Source organism: Thalassospira sp. UBA4513 (assembly GCF_002388495.1).
Classification (GTDB): domain Bacteria; phylum Pseudomonadota; class Alphaproteobacteria; order Rhodospirillales; family Thalassospiraceae; genus Thalassospira; species Thalassospira tepidiphila.
On record NZ_DGMR01000016.1, the window covers coordinates 352 to 17,016 of the forward strand.

The following is a 16,665-nucleotide window of genomic DNA, read 5'->3' on the forward strand; positions in this document are numbered from 1 at the left end:
CCGCTTTGTCGTGTGGTGGCACGAGGTGGTTGGAAAATGTATCAGCCCGACACCGCCGGGGTTGGGGGATCTAAACAGTGCCGGACTGATACGGGGGGTGAACCAACCCGGGGGAAAGTCGCTTCAGCCACGGAGAGGACGTGCGTTATGCAATCGCCTCAAGAAGATGGTGTTTGCTTTGCGGGTAACGGGCATCGCGAAGTGCGCCAGCCCACCATTTGAAATCGGTCATCATGTGATGAAGGGCGTTATTCGTACCTTCGAGGTCTATCGGGCGACCGGTATCATCGAACTTGTCCCAGGCTTGGGCGAAGCTTATGACATCGCGCATGGTCACCGCATGCAATTCGGCAAAGACAAGACGCAATTGTTCAACAGCGCGCAGACCGCCTGACATTCCGCCATAGGATACAAACCCGACGGGCTTGCGTTTCCATTGTTGCTTGGCGGCATCGATCAGAAGCTTTAGCTCGCCGGTAAAGCTGTGATTGTATTCCGGGGTAACGACGATGAAACCATCGGCCTCAGTCAAGGCAGTATGAAGGTGCGCGACCGCAGGGTGATCAGCACCAACATGGGTCGCCGGCAGGTTCAAAACAGCGGGATCAATCGTATCAACAGAAAGCTCGTGATCGGATTTAAGGGTTTCAACGACCCAGGTCCCGACCGTATCGCAAAAGCGACCTTCACGCGCACTGCCAAAGATGACGGCGATATTAAATGTCTCCTTCACGGCGTTCTCTCCTTGCCAATTTCGCTTCAATGAGTAAGGTTCTAAAACCTCAACTAATGTTAAGGTCAAGCGCGTTTTGGAACTTTTTCAAAGCTGGCAAGGAGAGCAGGGAAAATGGCAGAAAAAGGCGTGTTGCAGCGCTATCTGAGTGTCGGAGAAGTCGCAAGTCGTTGCGGTATTGCCGTTTCGGCGGTGCATTTTTATGAACGCAAAGGTTTGATCAGCTCGATCCGGACCGACGGCAACCAGCGTCGTTTTCACCGCGGCGTGTTGCGCAAGCTCGCCATCATCAAGGTCGCGCAGAAAACCGGTATTCCGCTGTCGGAAATCGGGGCGGCGCTCGATAAGCTGCCCCCCAATACCGTGCCGACCATCAAAGACTGGGAAAAGCTTTCATCGCAATGGCGCGATGATTTGAACGAACGCATCGAACAATTGACCCGTTTGCGCGATCAGCTGGGCAAATGCATCGGTTGTGGTTGCCTGTCGATTTCCGCATGCCCGCTATACAACCCCGGAGACACCCTTGGCAGCGATGGCCCGGGGGCAAGATTGCTTGAACTCAACGAAGAATAGGCGGGTTTGCGCGGCATCAGCGGTTTGGGCCGTGATGCCCCAGTTTGACGCGCCTTGCGACCGCAGGCAGAAAGCTTGACATGGCGCTGGTTCGCGTGTTGAAAGGCCCAATGATTGCGATGGCCCGGATCATTGGGCTGTCGATTGGAAAAGTTTAATGCAGATTTCAACCCGAACCGGTCCTCGTATCCTTGCCATATTGGGGCCGACCAACACCGGCAAGACCCATCTCGCCATGGAACGGATGTTGGCACATACGACCGGGATGATCGGGTTCCCGCTCAGACTTCTGGCGCGCGAAAACTATGACCGCGCGGTCGCCAAGGTCGGCAAGGGTGCGGTGGCATTGATCACCGGCGAAGAACGTATCCTTCCGAAAACAGCCCGTTATTTCCTGTGCACGGTCGAAGCCATGCCGGTCGCCAAGCAGGTTGATTTCCTGGCGATTGACGAAATCCAGATGTGTGCGGATCCGGAACGTGGCCATGTCTTTACCGACCGGCTTTTGCATGCGCGCGGGCGCCATGAAACCATGTTCATGGGGGCGGAAACCATTCGCCCGGTGATCCGCAAGCTGGTTGATAATGTCGAATTTGATCGCCGGGAGCGGTTTTCGACTCTGACCTATAATGGGGCGAAGAAAATCCAGCGCCTGCCGTCCCAGTCGGCGGTGGTGACGTTTTCGGCCCAGGAAGTTTACGCCGTTGCCGAACTGGTGCGCCGTCAAAAGGGCGGGGCGGCCGTGGTGCTTGGCGCGCTGAGCCCGCGCACGCGTAATGCCCAGGTCGAGATGTTCCAGAATGGCGAGGTCGAGCATCTGATTGCCACCGATGCAATCGGGATGGGGTTAAACCTTGATCTCAACCACGTGGCCTTTGCCGCGATGAGCAAGTTTGACGGCAAGTTCAACCGTGGCCTGACCGCGGCTGAAACCGCCCAGATTGCCGGTCGTGCCGGACGTCACATGAATGATGGCACGTTCGGGGTGACGGGAAATCTTTCGGGGATTGATCCCGACATTATCGAACAGATCGAAGAACACGAGTTCGAGCCGCTTGCAAAAGTGTTCTGGCGCAACGCGCGGCTTGATTTTCGGACGGTGGATGCGCTGCAAAAATCGCTGCGCCGGCGTTCGGATGACCCGACCCTTATTTTGGCGCGCGAACCGGTTGATGAGATCATGCTCGATCATCTGGCGCGCAACGAGGATGTCGCACGCATCGCAACCGCCCCGGATCGGGTGCAATTATTGTGGGAAATCTGCCAGATTCCCGACTTCAGAAATATCCATACCGATGCCCATCCGAGGCTGCTAACATCTATCTATCGCTATCTTGCGAAACCCGGAAGCAAACTGCCCATTGACTGGTTGGGCGAACAAATCTTGCGTCTGGATCGTTATGATGGTGATATTGACCAGTTGTCATCACGTTTGGCAGGTATTCGCGTCTGGACATATGTATCGCATAAGCATCACTGGCTCGAAGATGCCAATCATTGGCAGGAACGCACGCGGGCCATTGAGGACAAGCTCTCAGATGTGCTACATGAACGCCTGACCCAAAGGTTCGTTGACAGACGGACCTCGGTTTTATTGAAAAGTCTCAAGGACAAGTCTGAACTCATGTCTACCATCACTGCGAATGGTGAAGTACAGGTCGAAGGTGAATTTGTCGGCCGTCTTGACGGATTCCGTTTCATTGCTGATGAAACCGATGCTGCTTTTGAAGGCAAGGCGATTGCCAGTGCCGCACGTCGCGCGTTGACCGGCGAAATTGCCCAACGTGTTAAACAACTTGAAACTGACGAAGACGACAAGTTCGCAGTAAACGGCCAGCTTCAGGTGCTGTGGAACGGTTCGCCGGTTGGTGTGCTGAAAAAAGGTGACACGGTTCTGTCGCCCGAAGTTCAGGTCATCGACAGCGAGTTCTTTGACGGTCCGACCCGCGAACGGGTACGTACCCGTCTGCAGAATTTCATCAATTCCCATATCGAAACGCGCCTTAAAATGCTGACCCGCCTGCGCGACTGTCAGTTGTCCGGGCCGATTCGCGGACTTTTGTTCCAGTTGAACGAAGGTCTGGGCTGTGTGCCGCGTTCGGAACTCGAAAGTCTGGTCAAGGACCTGTCGGACGAAGACCGCAAGGCACTTGCCAAGCTTGGCGTGCGTCTGGGTGTTGAAACCGTCCATGTGCTTGATGCGCTCAAACCGGATCCGGTTGAGCTGCGCGGCATTCTTTGGGCGGTTGCACGTGAACTTGATGCCCTTCCGGAACTGCCGCCGGCAGGCCGGACCTCGGTCCCCAATGACCGTGCGAATTCCAAGGGCTTCTATCTGGCTGCCGGTTACATGCCGGTTGGCCCGCTTGCTGCGCGTGTCGACATGCTTGAACGTTTTGCCGCCCTTCTGCGTCAGAAGGCGCGTGAAAACGACGGCAAGGTGCGTCCGGATCCCGATCTGCTGTCGCTTTTGGGCTGCACGGTCGAACAGGCCGAAGGTGTGTTTACCGCACTTGGCTGGCGTGCGGAGGTAACCAAGGTCAAGAAATCCGAACTTGAAGCCAAGGAAGTCGAGAAAAAGGCCGGAGAAGCGGCCAAGGCAGCCAAGCCCGAGGAAGCAAAGCCTGAAGCGGGCAAAGCCGAAGCTGAAACCGCAGAAGGTTCTGAGGCGGCTGCAACCGAAGCCAAGGCTGATGCCCCGGCTGAGGAAGCTGCAGCGGTTGAAGCAAAGGCAGAACCGGCAGAGGTCGCTGCGGATGCGTCTGCAGAAGCAACTTCGGAAACGCCGGCGGTTGAAACCGACGCCGATGGTGACGAACTGGTCGAAGTCAAATACTTCGTCCGTGTTGATCGTCGCAAACGCGGTGGCGGACAAAACCGTGGTGGTCAGCGCGGCCCGCGTCAGGAAGCCCGTGGTGGCGGCAAAGGTGGCCCGAAAGGCAAGGGCGGCAATCGTCCGAACCAGGGCGGTGGCAAGGGTGGCCGTGGTGGCAAACCGGGCGGTGGTCGCAATCAGGCCCCGGAAAAAGCCAACCAGATCAATGAAGATTCGCCGTTTGCCAAGCTTAAGGAAATGCTTGAAGCCAAGGGCTGATCGTTTCAGATATCATGTATCGAGCGGCGACCCTTGTGGGTCGCCGTTCTGCTTTCCAACTGTATAATATCCCGTTTGCACAATATCCCGTTGATTTCAGGAAATCGGTGGCCGTGAAGGAACAGGCAGAGAAGCTTCGTATTGATAAATGGCTTTGGCATGCGCGGTTTTACAAAACCAGATCGCTTGCCAGCAAGGCTTGCCAAGCCGGGCATATTGTTCTGAATGGTCAGTCGGTTTCCAAGGCCAGCGTCACGGTGGTTGCCGGTGATCGCCTGCAGTTCTTTCAGGGGCCGCACCTGCGCGTGGTCGAGGTTGTCGCCCTTGGTGAACGACGCGGCCCAGCGCCCGAGGCCCAGGCGCTTTATGCCGATCATTCCCCGCCGCGAACACCCAAAAAAGAAGTGGCTTCGGATATCCGTACAGCACCTGTGGCCGAACGCGAAGCGGGGGCAGGGCGCCCGACAAAGGCAGAACGTCGCGCACTTGATCGTTTGCGCGGTGATGGCAGTAATGAATAATATATACTGGTATCGCTAATATATATCCGATAACTGACCCGCGCCCGTTTACACGGGGCGGAATGGATCACATCAGGTTGTAATCCCGGCACGATTTTCTTGCTTTGGCTGGTGCGATCCGGTATGCATACTATCTGATTGTATATATCCCCTACTTTGGGGTGGTAGATTTTTGTGAAGATCTGGAGCTCGCCTGCGTGATGAGACGTCGGTCTCGATTGAATATCGGTACATTGTCGCACTTGCGCACCGGCCGTTTCGCACTGTTGATCACAGCGTTGGTGATCAACCTGCTGACGCTTGCCCTGCCAATTACCCTTTTGCAAGTCTATGACCGTGTCCTGCCACACAGTTCCATCCCGACACTGACCCTTTTGATTTTCGGGGTGCTGGGGGCGCTTGTGCTTGAGGCGATCCTGCGTCTTGGCCGGGCTTATATCTCCTCGCTCTCGGCGGCGAAGTTTGAACATTACAGTTCCCAGCAGGCGGTCGGACATTTGCTGTCGGCAAGCTTGACCGACTATGGCAAAACCGCACCGGGTCTTCATCTGCAACGCCTTAACAGCCTGAATATGCTGCGCGACTTCTATTCCGGGCAGGCGATTGGTGCGGTGGTCGATCTGCCGTTCATTGTTTTGTTCCTGGCCCTGATTGCCGTGATTGGCGGTCAATTGGTGCTTGTGCCGCTGGGCATTCTTGCAGCCTTCCTTTTGACGGCGATGTTTCTGGGCCGCCAGTTGCGTGGCGCACTTGATGATCGCAGTCAGTCGGATGAACGTCGCTATAACTTCATCATCGAAACCCTGACGGGCATTCACACCATCAAATCGATGGCGATGGAAAACCTGATGATCCGCCGTCATGACCAGCTCCAGGCACAATGTTCGGGTGATGACCTGCGGGCCGCGCGCTCGGCCCACACAGCGGTCAATGCCAGCGCGACCTTTTCGATGCTGACCATGGTACTGGTGGCAGCCGTCGGCAGTGTTTTTGTAATTAACGGGACGTTGACAGTGGGTGGGCTTGCAGCCTGCACGATGTTGTCGGGCCGTTCGATCCATCCGCTTCAGCGGGCCATGACCCTGTGGACGCAGTTCCAGAACATTCGCGTTGCGCGCCAGCGGGTCAACGAGCTTTTTGAAATCGAAGAAGAAGACCAGCTTGGGGCGGCGGAAATGCCGTTGCTTGATGGCAAGATCGAATTGCGCAATGTCGCGTTTTCCCATGCGGATGGCAAAAAGATCTTCGAAAACCTTGATCTGTTGGTGGAGCCGGGCGATTCCATCGCCATTACCGGCGACAACGGTACTGGCAAAACCACACTTTTGTGGCTTCTGATGGGGGCCTTGCGCCCGGATCGGGGGGAAGTGCTTTTGGATGGCAAGGACCCGGCCGATTACACCGCCGAATCCACCCGTCGTCAGATCGCCTATCTGCCGCAGCATGGCGTGATGTTCAAAGGCACGATCCTTGAAAACATCACCGGGTTTCGCAAGGAAATCGGTGTCGACCGCGTGATCGAGATTGCGCGGCGTCTGGGACTTGATGACATCGTCATGCGCATGCCCGAAGGCTATGACACCGAAGTTGGTGGTCAGGCGTCCGAAACCCTGCCGCGTGGTGTAAAACAGCGCATCGCGGTTGCCCGTGCCCTGATTGATTACCCCCGCATTGTCCTGTTTGACGAAGCCAACAGTTCGCTTGATATGGCGGGTGACAACATCATGACCAGCCTGATGGTGGAACTTAAAAAGCATTGCACGCTGGTGATGGTGTCACATCGCCCATCCCTGATTGCCATGGCCAACAAGCAATACCGTCTGATCGACAAGCATCTTGTGCCTGTTTTGCGTCGCACCAATAAAACTGCCGATCCGGCCAAAAACACCGGCGCCCGGGCCGCAGCGGGGTCGAAGGCATGATGAAAAAGCTCGAAAACATGGACTATGCGATGAACTATCGGATGGGGCTGGAAAGCACCGATGCGCTGTCCGATTTCGACGCATGTGTCTGGCCGCTGCTTCAGGCGCTGGGCTGGCGCGGATTGCCCCGTCAGGTCGCAGAGGCGCTGCCACATATGGATCAGGCGCTTGATCTGACTGATTTCCGCAATGTCATGGCGCATCTGAACTATCAGTCGCGCGAAATCGACGCGACGCTTGACCTGATCGACGAACGCCTGATGCCGTGCCTGTTTGTCCCGGACGAGGGAACGGCCCTTGTCGTGATCCGGCCTGAAGAAAATGGTGTGCGCGTCTTTGACGGTGGCACGGATCGGGAAATGGTCATCAGGCTGTCGGCCCTTCCGGGCAAGATTTATCAGTTTTCGGCGGCGGATCGCCGTGAACGTTATCTGGAAGATGACAAGCGCGGCTGGTTTGGGGGGATTGCCGACCGGTTTTCGGGGCTGCTTCATCAGTTGCTGGCGATGACGTTTGTTTTGAACATCCTGGCGCTGGCAACCCCGATTTTCGTCATGGGCATCTATGACCGGGTCATCGGCACGCGGTCGATCCCGATGTTGATCCAGTTTTCCATCGGGATTGGTATCGTCCTCATCCTGAGCTGGGTTTTGCGCACACTTCGCAGTCAGATCATCAGCCACTTTGGTGCACGCCTCGATACGCTTGTCAGTGGTGCCATTTTCGAACGGTTGTTGTCCTTGCCGCCGGCCTTTACCGAACGTGCGCCGGTGGGTGTGCAGATCTCGCGTATTCGCGATTTTGAAAGCGTGCGTGAATTCTTTACCGGACCGATGGCCCTGGTGATCATGGAAATGCCGTTTGTGCCGCTGTTCCTGATTGTCATGTTCTATCTTGGCGGCTGGCTGGCATTGATTCCGATTGCATTGATCGGTGTGTTCGCACTGATCGGCATCGTTGCCTTTCCGATTGTCGCGCGCCGTGTTTCCGAACTTGGTCGTCATGGCGCAAACCGTCAGGAATTCCTGGTCGAGACCGTCGGCAAGATGTCGGCACTGAAATACACCGCATCCGAGCAACGCTGGTTGGCACGCTTTCGCGATATTTCCGCTGATACGGCCTATTCCGGCTATCGGGTTGCGATGGTCAATAACGTCATCAATACATTGGCCCAGGTTCTGATGATCACGTCCGGGGCGCTTGTACTGGCCTTTGGCGCGCAGCGGGTGATGGAAGCCCAAATGAGTGTCGGTGCGCTGGTGGCATCGATGATGCTGGCCTGGCGGGTTCTTGGCCCGATCAATCAGGCGTTTCTCGGCATGCCGCGACTGGCGCAGTTGCGCGGCAGTGTGCGTCAGATCAACCGCCTGATGACCATTGCGCCCGAAGGGGACCTTGTCCCGCGTTCGGTCGAGCAGCATCGCTTTGACGGGGCGGTGACATTTTCACGTGTCAGTTTCCGTTACAGTGCGGATTCCGATCCGGCCCTGGTCGGGGTTAATTTCGATATCAAGCCGGGCCAGGTGGTTGCCGTGGTCGGTGCGAACGGGGCAGGGAAATCATCGCTGATCAAACTGATTGCCGGGATGTATCAGCCGCAGGCGGGGGCTGTGTTGATTGATGGTGCGGATATCCGCCAGATGGACCCGCAAACCTTGCGTCAGGCCATTTCCTATGTGCCGCAGGATATCGAGTTTTTCCGGGGGTCGATTGCGCAAAACCTGCGTCTGGCCAATCCGGTCGCAACCGATGACGATCTGCGCATGGCCTGTATGTCAGCAGGGATCCTTGATGACGTCGAAGCCCTTCCCAACGGGTTCAAGACCCGTGTTGGTGATCAGCATTCGTCGCGCTTCTCGGCCAGTTTCCTGCAACGACTTGCGCTGGCGCGTGCGTTTGTGCGCGAAGCGCCGATCATTTTGTTTGATGAACCGACCAATGGTCTCGACCAGCGGGCCGACCGTGCCTTCCAAAGCACGATCAATCGTCTGCGTGGCGGTTCGACCATTTTCCTGATTACCCATCGACCAAGTCATCTGGATTTGGCGGACCGCATTCTTGTGCTTGAAGGCGGACAGTTGCGCGGCGACGGGCCGCCCGAACGGATCAAGCAGCAAGTGATAGACGGAGGCTACCTATGAGTGAAGCAGCAGTTCAGGATACTGCGATCCAGCGGTTCCGGCGATCCCGGCGCATGGCGCGGTATTTGTCGCATGCGGTCCTGCTTGAAGAAGGCGGGATTTCCGTCTTTGTGCGTTCTGCGATGGTGATGCTTTCGGTTGGCTTCCTTGCCTTGATCGCATGGTCTGCGACCACCGAAATCAAGGAAACCGCGATCACATTCGGGCAGGTCATGCCAACAAGTGCGGTCAACAAGATCCAGCATCTTGAAGGCGGCATCATTGAACAGATCATGGTGCGCGACGGTGACCTTGTGGAACAAGGACAGGTTCTGATCCGTCTCAAGGCCGACGGGGCGCAGGCGGAACTTTCCCAGACCGAAACACGTCTTGGCAACTTGCAGCTTGAAGCAGAACGTTACCGCGCCTTGGCCGAGGGCCGCGAACCGGATTTCACCACCCTGATGGTGCAATACCCGGAACTCGCGCAGAATCAGGATGAGATTTATCGCATCCAGACCGAGCTTGATGCCAACCAAAGCGAAATCCTTGAGGTCCAGATCAAGGAACGCAATGCCGAACTGGCCCAACTGAGCGAGCAGGAAGCAACCCTTCGCAAATCGGTTGATCTGCTGAGCCAGGAAGTCACCATGCGCCGTTCGCTCTATGAGCAGGGGCTTAATTCCAAGGTGCTGTTCCTCAATATCCAGCGCGAACTGAACGAGGCCCAAGGCAACCTTTCGGGCGTGATTGCCGAAAAGGCGCGGGCGCGCGAAACCATCGCCGAGGCCAACTTGCGCCTGAACGAGCTTGAAAAAACGCAACGCGAAGAGGCCATTACCGAACTTGGCCGACTGGGAGGCGAAATCGCCCAGGCCCGCGAAGCGCTGCGCAAATTGCGGGACCGCGTCGACCGCCTTGAAATCATTGCGCCCACGCGGGGCTATATCAAAGGCCTGCAATTCACCACGATTGGCGGGGTGATTGCGCCTGCGCAGGTGGTGATGGAGCTGGTGCCGGTCGATGATGTTTTGATCGCCGAAACCCGCATTTCGACCGAGGATATCGGCCATGTTCACCTTGGGCAGCCGGTGACGGTCAAGGTCAGTGCGTTTGACTTCATCCGCTATGGCGGGATCAACGGTGAATTGGTATCGATATCGGCCTCTACTTTTGTTGATGAGGATGGACGTCCGTATTATAAGGGTAAAGTTGCGCTGGAAGCCGATGCAGTTGGCGAAGGTGCTTCAGCTCAGAAGATCATACCCGGGATGACGGTTCAGGCCGATATCCAGACCGGGGAGCGTACCCTTCTTCAATATCTGTTGAAGCCGGTCTATGTTTCGCTTGATCAAGCGTTTAGCGAACGCTGAGCAATTTTGGTCCCGCTGGAAATGATCTCATTTCTACTGCCTGGCCGTACATTTCACTGGTTAACGCCAGTGTTTCTATACTAATGTATAGAAGTGTAGGTTGGGGCTATCCCGTCCTGCACTTTACGGAGAATGGGTTAGATGGCGGACGACGCGCGCGATACTGAAAATTCCCGCTCTGACGATGGTCGGAGTGATCTTGACCAGCAGGCCTCGACAGAGGATCTGGAGCGTTCGCTTGGTCAGGATGGCGAAAGTGATGAACTGGTCGAATTGCATCACGACCAGGACAGTTCCGCGCGTCCGCAGGAACAGGAACTGGGATCGGTTCATTACGGTACCCAGATACGAAATCCGGAAGGCGAAGAACAACAGGCTTTCCAGCGCCAGAATGCCGCTGCCCAGCGCCAGGAACGTGCGCAGGCCAGAGAGGCCACCGAACAACAGACCATTTCCCTGAACGAAGCGGCCGAGATCGAAAACAATCTCGATACCGGGGCAGACACATTCCAAAGCAACCCTGGATCGGACGGGGCCGATGACCTGTCCCTGCAATCGGAACCGAGCACGGTTGATTTACCGGAAATTCCGCTTGCGACCAATGATACCAACGCGCTGCGCGGTGAGCGCGATGAACCTGGCCCGGGTACGGACGAAGGTCTTCGACCCGATTTCATTCCCCCCGTTGAACAGGCAGCAGCGCCAGAAGCCGTGGTTGCCGACGACGAGCTTCTTCTTGAGGATGAACTTGATACCGAGGACGAGCTCGAGGTTGAAGACCCCAAGGTCGCGGATGCGCCGTCTCTGAGTGCGGATGATGTTACCGGTGCCGAAGACAGTGCCATTGCCCTTGATCTGTCGGCATCGCCTAATGATCTTGATGGCGGCAGTGAAACGCTCACCATCACGATTTCCGGGTTGCCTGACGGGGCTGTTCTTTCGGCTGGTACCGATAATGGCGATGGTACCTGGACCCTCACGCCGGGACAGCTGAGCGGTTTGACCCTGACGCCGCCCGATAATTTCAGCGGATCGATTGATCTCGACATATCGGCAACCAGTCGCGAAGCCAATGGCAGTGTTGCGACAACAAACGCCAGCTTTACCGTTGAGGTCACCGGTGTTGCAGACGGTGCAACGCTTGATGTTTCCGATGCCAGTGGCGCGGAAGACAGCGCGATCGCGCTTGATATCGATACCGAACTTTTGGATGGCAGTGAAAACCTCGCGATCACCATTGAAGGTGTTCCGGATGGTGCGACGCTCTCTGCCGGGACGGATAATGGGGATGGCACCTGGACGCTGAGTGCGGATCAGCTCGAGGGCCTGACGCTGACGCCTGCGGAAAACTTCAGCGGCGAAATCGATCTTTCGGTTCTGGTGTCGACCACCGATGGTGATGATACCGCCGTCGTGATGCAAAACCTCACTGTTGACGTCGAAGGCGTAGCCGATACACCGACGCTGGATATCAGCGATGCTGCAGGCAACGAAGATGGTGCGATTGCGCTTAATATTGATGCGGGCCTGACCGACAATTCCGAAACCCTGACGGTCACGATCTCCGGCGTTCCAGGCGGTGCAACCTTGTCGGCAGGCACCGATAACGGTGACGGCACCTGGACGCTGAGCTCTGAGCAACTTGATGGTCTGACCATCACGCCAGCGGAAGACTTTAGTGGTTCTTTCGATCTCGGCGTGACCGCAACCTCTGCCGATGGATCAGATGTTGCTACGACAACTGGTAGCATCAAGTTGGATGTTGACGGTGTTGCGGATGCACCGGCTCTGGATGTCTCAAACGCAAGCGGGAATGAAGACAGCGCCATCGCGCTTGAAATTGATGCGGGCCTGACTGACAGCTCCGAGACACTCACAGTTACAATTAGTGGCGTTCCGAACGGCGGGACCTTGTCGGCTGGTGCCGACAACGGCGATGGAACTTGGACGTTGAGTTCTGATCAGCTTGCAGGTCTGACCATTACGCCACCGGAAGACTTCAGCGGCTCGTTTGACCTTGGTGTGACTGCGACTTCAGCAGATGGGGCGGATGTTGCCACGACGACTGGCAGCATCACGGTTGATGTCGTGGGCGTTGCAGATGCACCGGCGCTGGATTTGTCGGATGCTTCCGGAAACGAAGACAATGCCATAGCACTGAATATGGACGCAGGTTTGACGGACAGTTCCGAAACCCTGACGGTCACCATCTCTGGCGTCCCAGATGGTGCGACCTTGTCGGCCGGTGCCGATAATGGTGACGGCACATGGACGTTGAGTTCTGAGCAGCTTTCAGGCCTGACCATCTCGCCACCAGAAGACTTTAGCGGTTCGTTTGATCTTGGCGTGACGGCGACTTCGGCAGATGGGTCGGATGTTGCGACAACGACCGGCTCAATCACCGTTGATGTCGCTGGTGTTGCAGATGCACCGAATCTAGATCTCTCAAACGCAAGCGGCAACGAAGACAGCGCCATCGCGCTCGAAATTGATGCAGGCCTGACTGACAGTTCTGAAACGCTCACGGTCACAATCTCTGGTGTTCCGGATGGCGCCACACTGTCGGCTGGTGCGAACAACGGTGACGGCACCTGGACGTTAGGATCTGAGCAGCTTTCAGGTCTGACCATTACGCCACCAGAAGACTTTAGCGGCTCGTTTGACCTTGGTGTGACGGCAACGTCCGCTGATGGCGAAGATGTCGCGACGACGACTGGTTCGATCACGGTGGATGTAACTGGCGTTGCCGATGCGCCGACGCTGGATGTGAACGACGCCTCGGGGAATGAAGATTCGGCCATCGCGCTCGACTTTGACGCGAGTTTGACGGACAACTCTGAAACTTTGAGCGTAACCATCTCTGGCGTGCCGGACGGGGCGACCTTGTCTGCTGGTACGAATAATGGTGACGGCACATGGTCGCTGGAGCCGGGCCAGCTTGAAGGTCTGACGATCACGCCGCCTGAGAACTTTAGTGGGTCGTTTGATCTTGGGGTTACTGCAACCTCGGCTGACGGTTCGGATGTTGCGACCACCACCGACAGCATCGCAGTTGATGTAACGGGTGTCGCCGATGCGCCGACACTTGATGTCGCAAATGCAAGCGGTTCTGAAGATAGTGCGATCGCACTCGATATTGATGCTGGCCTTACGGATTCAAGTGAAACACTGGCCGTGACAATCAGTGGCGTTCCGGATGGCGCAACCCTGTCAGCTGGTACGGATAACGGGGATGGCTCCTGGACGCTAAGCTCTGAGCAGCTTGCAGGTTTGACGATCACCCCGCCTGAGGACTTCAGCGGTTCGTTTGACCTTGGCGTGACGGCGACATCGGCAGATGGTTCTGACGTTGCGACTGCGACCAGTAGCATCACGGTTGATGTGGCTGGCGTTGCGGATGCGCCGACGCTCGACGTCAGCGATACAAGCGGATCTGAAGACTCCGCCATTGCACTTAGTGTCGATGCCGGGCTTACTGATAGCTCCGAAACTCTCACGGTCACGATCTCTGGCGTTCCGGACGGCGGGGCCTTGTCGGCTGGTACCGACAATGGCGATGGTACCTGGACGCTGAGCTCTGAGCAGCTTTCAGGCCTGACCATCTCGCCACCAGAAGACTTTAGCGGTTCGTTTGATCTTGGTGTGACGGCGACTTCGGCAGATGGATCGGATGTTGCAACAACGACCGGCTCAATCACCGTTGATGTTGCGGGCGTTGCCGATGCACCGACGCTGGATTTGTCTGATGCTTCCGGAAACGAAGACAATGCCATCGCACTTGATATCGATGCTGGCCTTACAGATTCCAGTGAAACCCTGACAATTACGATCTCCGGCGTTCCGGATGGAGCTACCTTGTCGGCCGGAGCCGACAATGGCGATGGGACTTGGACGTTGAATTCGGATCAGCTTGATGGTCTGACGATCACGCCAGCGGATGACTTCAGTGGATCGTTCGATCTTGGTGTGACGGCGACTTCGGCAGATGGATCGGATGTTGCGACAACGACCAGCTCAATCACCGTTGATGTCGCCGGCGTTGCAGATGCGCCGACGCTGGATACTTCTGATGCGACCGGCAACGAAGACAGCGCCATCGCGCTCGAAATTGATGCGGGTCTGACTGACAGCTCCGAGACACTCACAGTTACAATCAGTGGCGTTCCGAACGGCGGGACTTTGTCGGCCGGTACCGACAACGGTGATGGGACTTGGACGTTGAGTTCTGGTCAGCTTTCAGGTCTGACCATTACGCCACCGGAAGACTTCAGCGGCTCGTTTGATCTGGATGTGACGGCGACATCTGCAGATGGCTCAGATGTTGCGACGGCGACTGGCAGCATCACGGTTGATGTCGCGGGCGTTGCAGATGCACCGATGCTGGGTTTGTCTGATGCTTCCGGCAACGAAGACAGTGCCATTGCACTGAATATCGACGCAGGTTTGACGGACAGTTCCGAAACCCTGACGGTCACCATCTCTGGTGTTCCGGATGGCGCCACACTGTCGGCTGGTGCAAACAACGGTGACGGCACATGGTCGTTGAGCTCTGATCAGCTTTCAGGTCTGACCATCACGCCACCAGAAGACTTCAGCGGATCGTTTGATCTGGGTGTGACGGCGACGTCCGCTGATGGCTCCGATGTAGCCACGACCACTGGCAGCATCACTGTTGATGTTGCGGGCGTTGCAGATGCACCGACGCTGGATAGTTCTGATGCGACAGGCAACGAAGATAATGCCATTGCGCTGAACATCGGCGCCGGGTTGACGGATGCCAACGAGACTCTGACAGTTACCATTTCCGGCGTTCCAGACGGCGCAACCTTGTCGGCAGGTGCCGATAATGGCGACGGCACCTGGACGCTGAGCTCAGAGCAACTTGAAGGCCTGACGATCACCCCGCCTGAGGATTTCAGTGGTTCGTTCGAGCTTGGGGTTACTGCAACCTCGGCTGACGGTTCGGATGTTGCAACCACCACCGACAGCATCACAGTTGATGTAACGGGTGTCGCAGATGCACCGACGCTGGATGTGAACGATGCCTCGGGGAATGAAGATTCGGCCATCGCGCTCGACTTTGATGCGGGTTTGACGGATAGCTCTGAAACGCTGGCCATCACCATTAGCGGTGTTCCGGATGGCGCAACCCTGTCAGCGGGTACGAACAATGGCGATGGCACATGGTCGCTGGAGCCGGGTCAGCTTGAAGGCCTTACCATCACGCCGCCTGAGGACTTCAGCGGTTCGTTTGATCTTGGTGTGACGGCAACTTCGGCAGATGGCGAAGACGTCGCGACCACGACCGGTTCGATCACAGTTGATGTCACTGGTGTTGCAGATGACCCGACGTTGGATGTTTCCGACGCCAGCGGCAATGAAGACAGCGCCATTGCCTTGAACATTGACGCAGGTTTGGCGGATTCGAGTGAGACGCTGACCATAACGATTAGCGGTGTGCCAGAAGGTGCGACGCTGTCGGCTGGAACAGACAATGGTGACGGCACCTGGACGCTGAGCAGTGATCAACTCGAAGGTCTCAGCGTTACGCCACCGTCCGATTTCAGTGGCAGTTTCGACCTTGAAATTACCGCCAGCACGCAGGACGGAATTGATATCGCATCGGTTACCGACACCGTCATGGTTGATGTTGCCGGTGTTGCAGATGTGCCGACACTTGATGTCGCTAATGCAAGTGGTTCTGAGGATAGTGCGATCGCACTCGATATCGATGCGGGCCTCACGGATTCAAGTGAATCTCTGACCGTGACCATCAGCGGCGTTCCGGAAGGTTCCGCCTTGTCGGCTGGAACCGATAATGGTGACGGCACATGGACGTTGAATTCTGAGCAGCTTGCAGGTTTGACCATCACGCCGCCTGAGAACTTCAGTGGGTCGTTTGATCTCGGGGTGGCGGCAACTTCTGCGGATGGCGAGGACGTCGCGACCACCACCGGTTCGATTACGGTTGATGTGAGCGGCGTTGCGGATGCGCCGACGTTGGACGTCAGCAATGCATCTGGTAACGAAGATTCGGCGATCGCGCTCAATCTTGATGCAGGTCTTACGGACAGTTCTGAAACCCTGACGGTGACGATCTCCGGCGTTCCAGACGGCGCGACCTTGTCGGCCGGCAATGATAATGGTGACGGCACCTGGACGCTAAGCTCAGAGCAGCTTAATGGTTTGGCGATCACCCCGCCCGAGAACTTCAGCGGTTCGTTTGATCTTGGTGTGACGGCGACCTCTACCGATGGCGAAGACGTCGCGACTACGACCGGTTCTATTACGGTTGACGTGACTGGTGTTGCGGATGCACCGGCTCT

Annotated in this window: 8 protein-coding genes; 7 read left to right on the top strand and 1 reads right to left on the bottom strand. The window is 56.6% G+C overall.

The window, feature by feature from the left end; translation table 11 throughout:
- Positions 1 to 145: 145 nt before the first annotated feature.
- Positions 146 to 733: an NADPH-dependent FMN reductase gene (locus tag B2T33_RS06365; protein WP_286791516.1), complete on the bottom strand. Its 588-nt coding sequence runs from the start codon at positions 731 to 733 to the stop codon at positions 146 to 148.
- Between the two features lie 114 nt (positions 734 to 847).
- Here B2T33_RS06365 and soxR point away from each other — a divergent pair, with 114 nt between their 5' ends.
- From soxR to B2T33_RS06400, 7 genes are all read left to right on the top strand, one after another.
- Positions 848 to 1,309: a redox-sensitive transcriptional activator SoxR gene (gene soxR, locus B2T33_RS06370; protein WP_286791517.1), complete on the top strand. Its 462-nt coding sequence runs from the start codon at positions 848 to 850 to the stop codon at positions 1,307 to 1,309.
- A 157-nt stretch (positions 1,310 to 1,466) separates the two neighbouring features.
- Positions 1,467 to 4,403 carry a helicase-related protein gene (locus B2T33_RS06375; RefSeq protein ID WP_286791518.1) on the top strand — a complete coding sequence of 979 codons (2,937 nt, stop codon included), beginning with the start codon at positions 1,467 to 1,469 and terminating at the stop codon, positions 4,401 to 4,403.
- 113 nt (positions 4,404 to 4,516) lie between these two features.
- Complete coding sequence (locus B2T33_RS06380) at positions 4,517 to 4,924, top strand: RNA-binding S4 domain-containing protein (protein ID WP_120225835.1); 408 nt, start codon at positions 4,517 to 4,519, stop codon at positions 4,922 to 4,924.
- Between the two features lie 200 nt (positions 4,925 to 5,124).
- On the top strand, positions 5,125 to 6,846 hold the full coding sequence (locus B2T33_RS06385) for a peptidase domain-containing ABC transporter (RefSeq protein WP_197146770.1): 1,722 nt from the start codon (positions 5,125 to 5,127) through the stop codon (positions 6,844 to 6,846).
- Complete coding sequence (locus B2T33_RS06390; protein ID WP_197146771.1) at positions 6,843 to 8,987, top strand: peptidase domain-containing ABC transporter; 2,145 nt, start codon at positions 6,843 to 6,845, stop codon at positions 8,985 to 8,987. Before B2T33_RS06385 ends, B2T33_RS06390 begins: the two co-directional genes overlap by 4 nt.
- Complete coding sequence (locus B2T33_RS06395; RefSeq protein ID WP_008890089.1) at positions 8,984 to 10,339, top strand: HlyD family type I secretion periplasmic adaptor subunit; 1,356 nt, start codon at positions 8,984 to 8,986, stop codon at positions 10,337 to 10,339. Before B2T33_RS06390 ends, B2T33_RS06395 begins: the two co-directional genes overlap by 4 nt.
- 141 nt (positions 10,340 to 10,480) lie before the next feature.
- Positions 10,481 to 16,665: beta strand repeat-containing protein (locus B2T33_RS06400; RefSeq protein WP_286791519.1), on the top strand; the 6,185-nt coding region annotated here is incomplete at its 3' end.

Bases quoted from the DNA above. Each gene is read 5' to 3' on its own strand.
- soxR (WP_286791517.1), top strand. From the start codon at position 848: ATGGCAGAAAAAGGCGTGTTGCAGCGCTATCTGAGTGTCGGAGAAGTC.
- B2T33_RS06375 (WP_286791518.1), top strand. From the start codon at position 1,467: ATGCAGATTTCAACCCGAACCGGTCCTCGTATCCTTGCCATATTGGGG.
- B2T33_RS06385 (WP_197146770.1), top strand. From the start codon at position 5,125: ATGAGACGTCGGTCTCGATTGAATATCGGTACATTGTCGCACTTGCGC.
- B2T33_RS06390 (WP_197146771.1), top strand. From the start codon at position 6,843: ATGATGAAAAAGCTCGAAAACATGGACTATGCGATGAACTATCGGATG.
- B2T33_RS06395 (WP_008890089.1), top strand. From the start codon at position 8,984: ATGAGTGAAGCAGCAGTTCAGGATACTGCGATCCAGCGGTTCCGGCGA.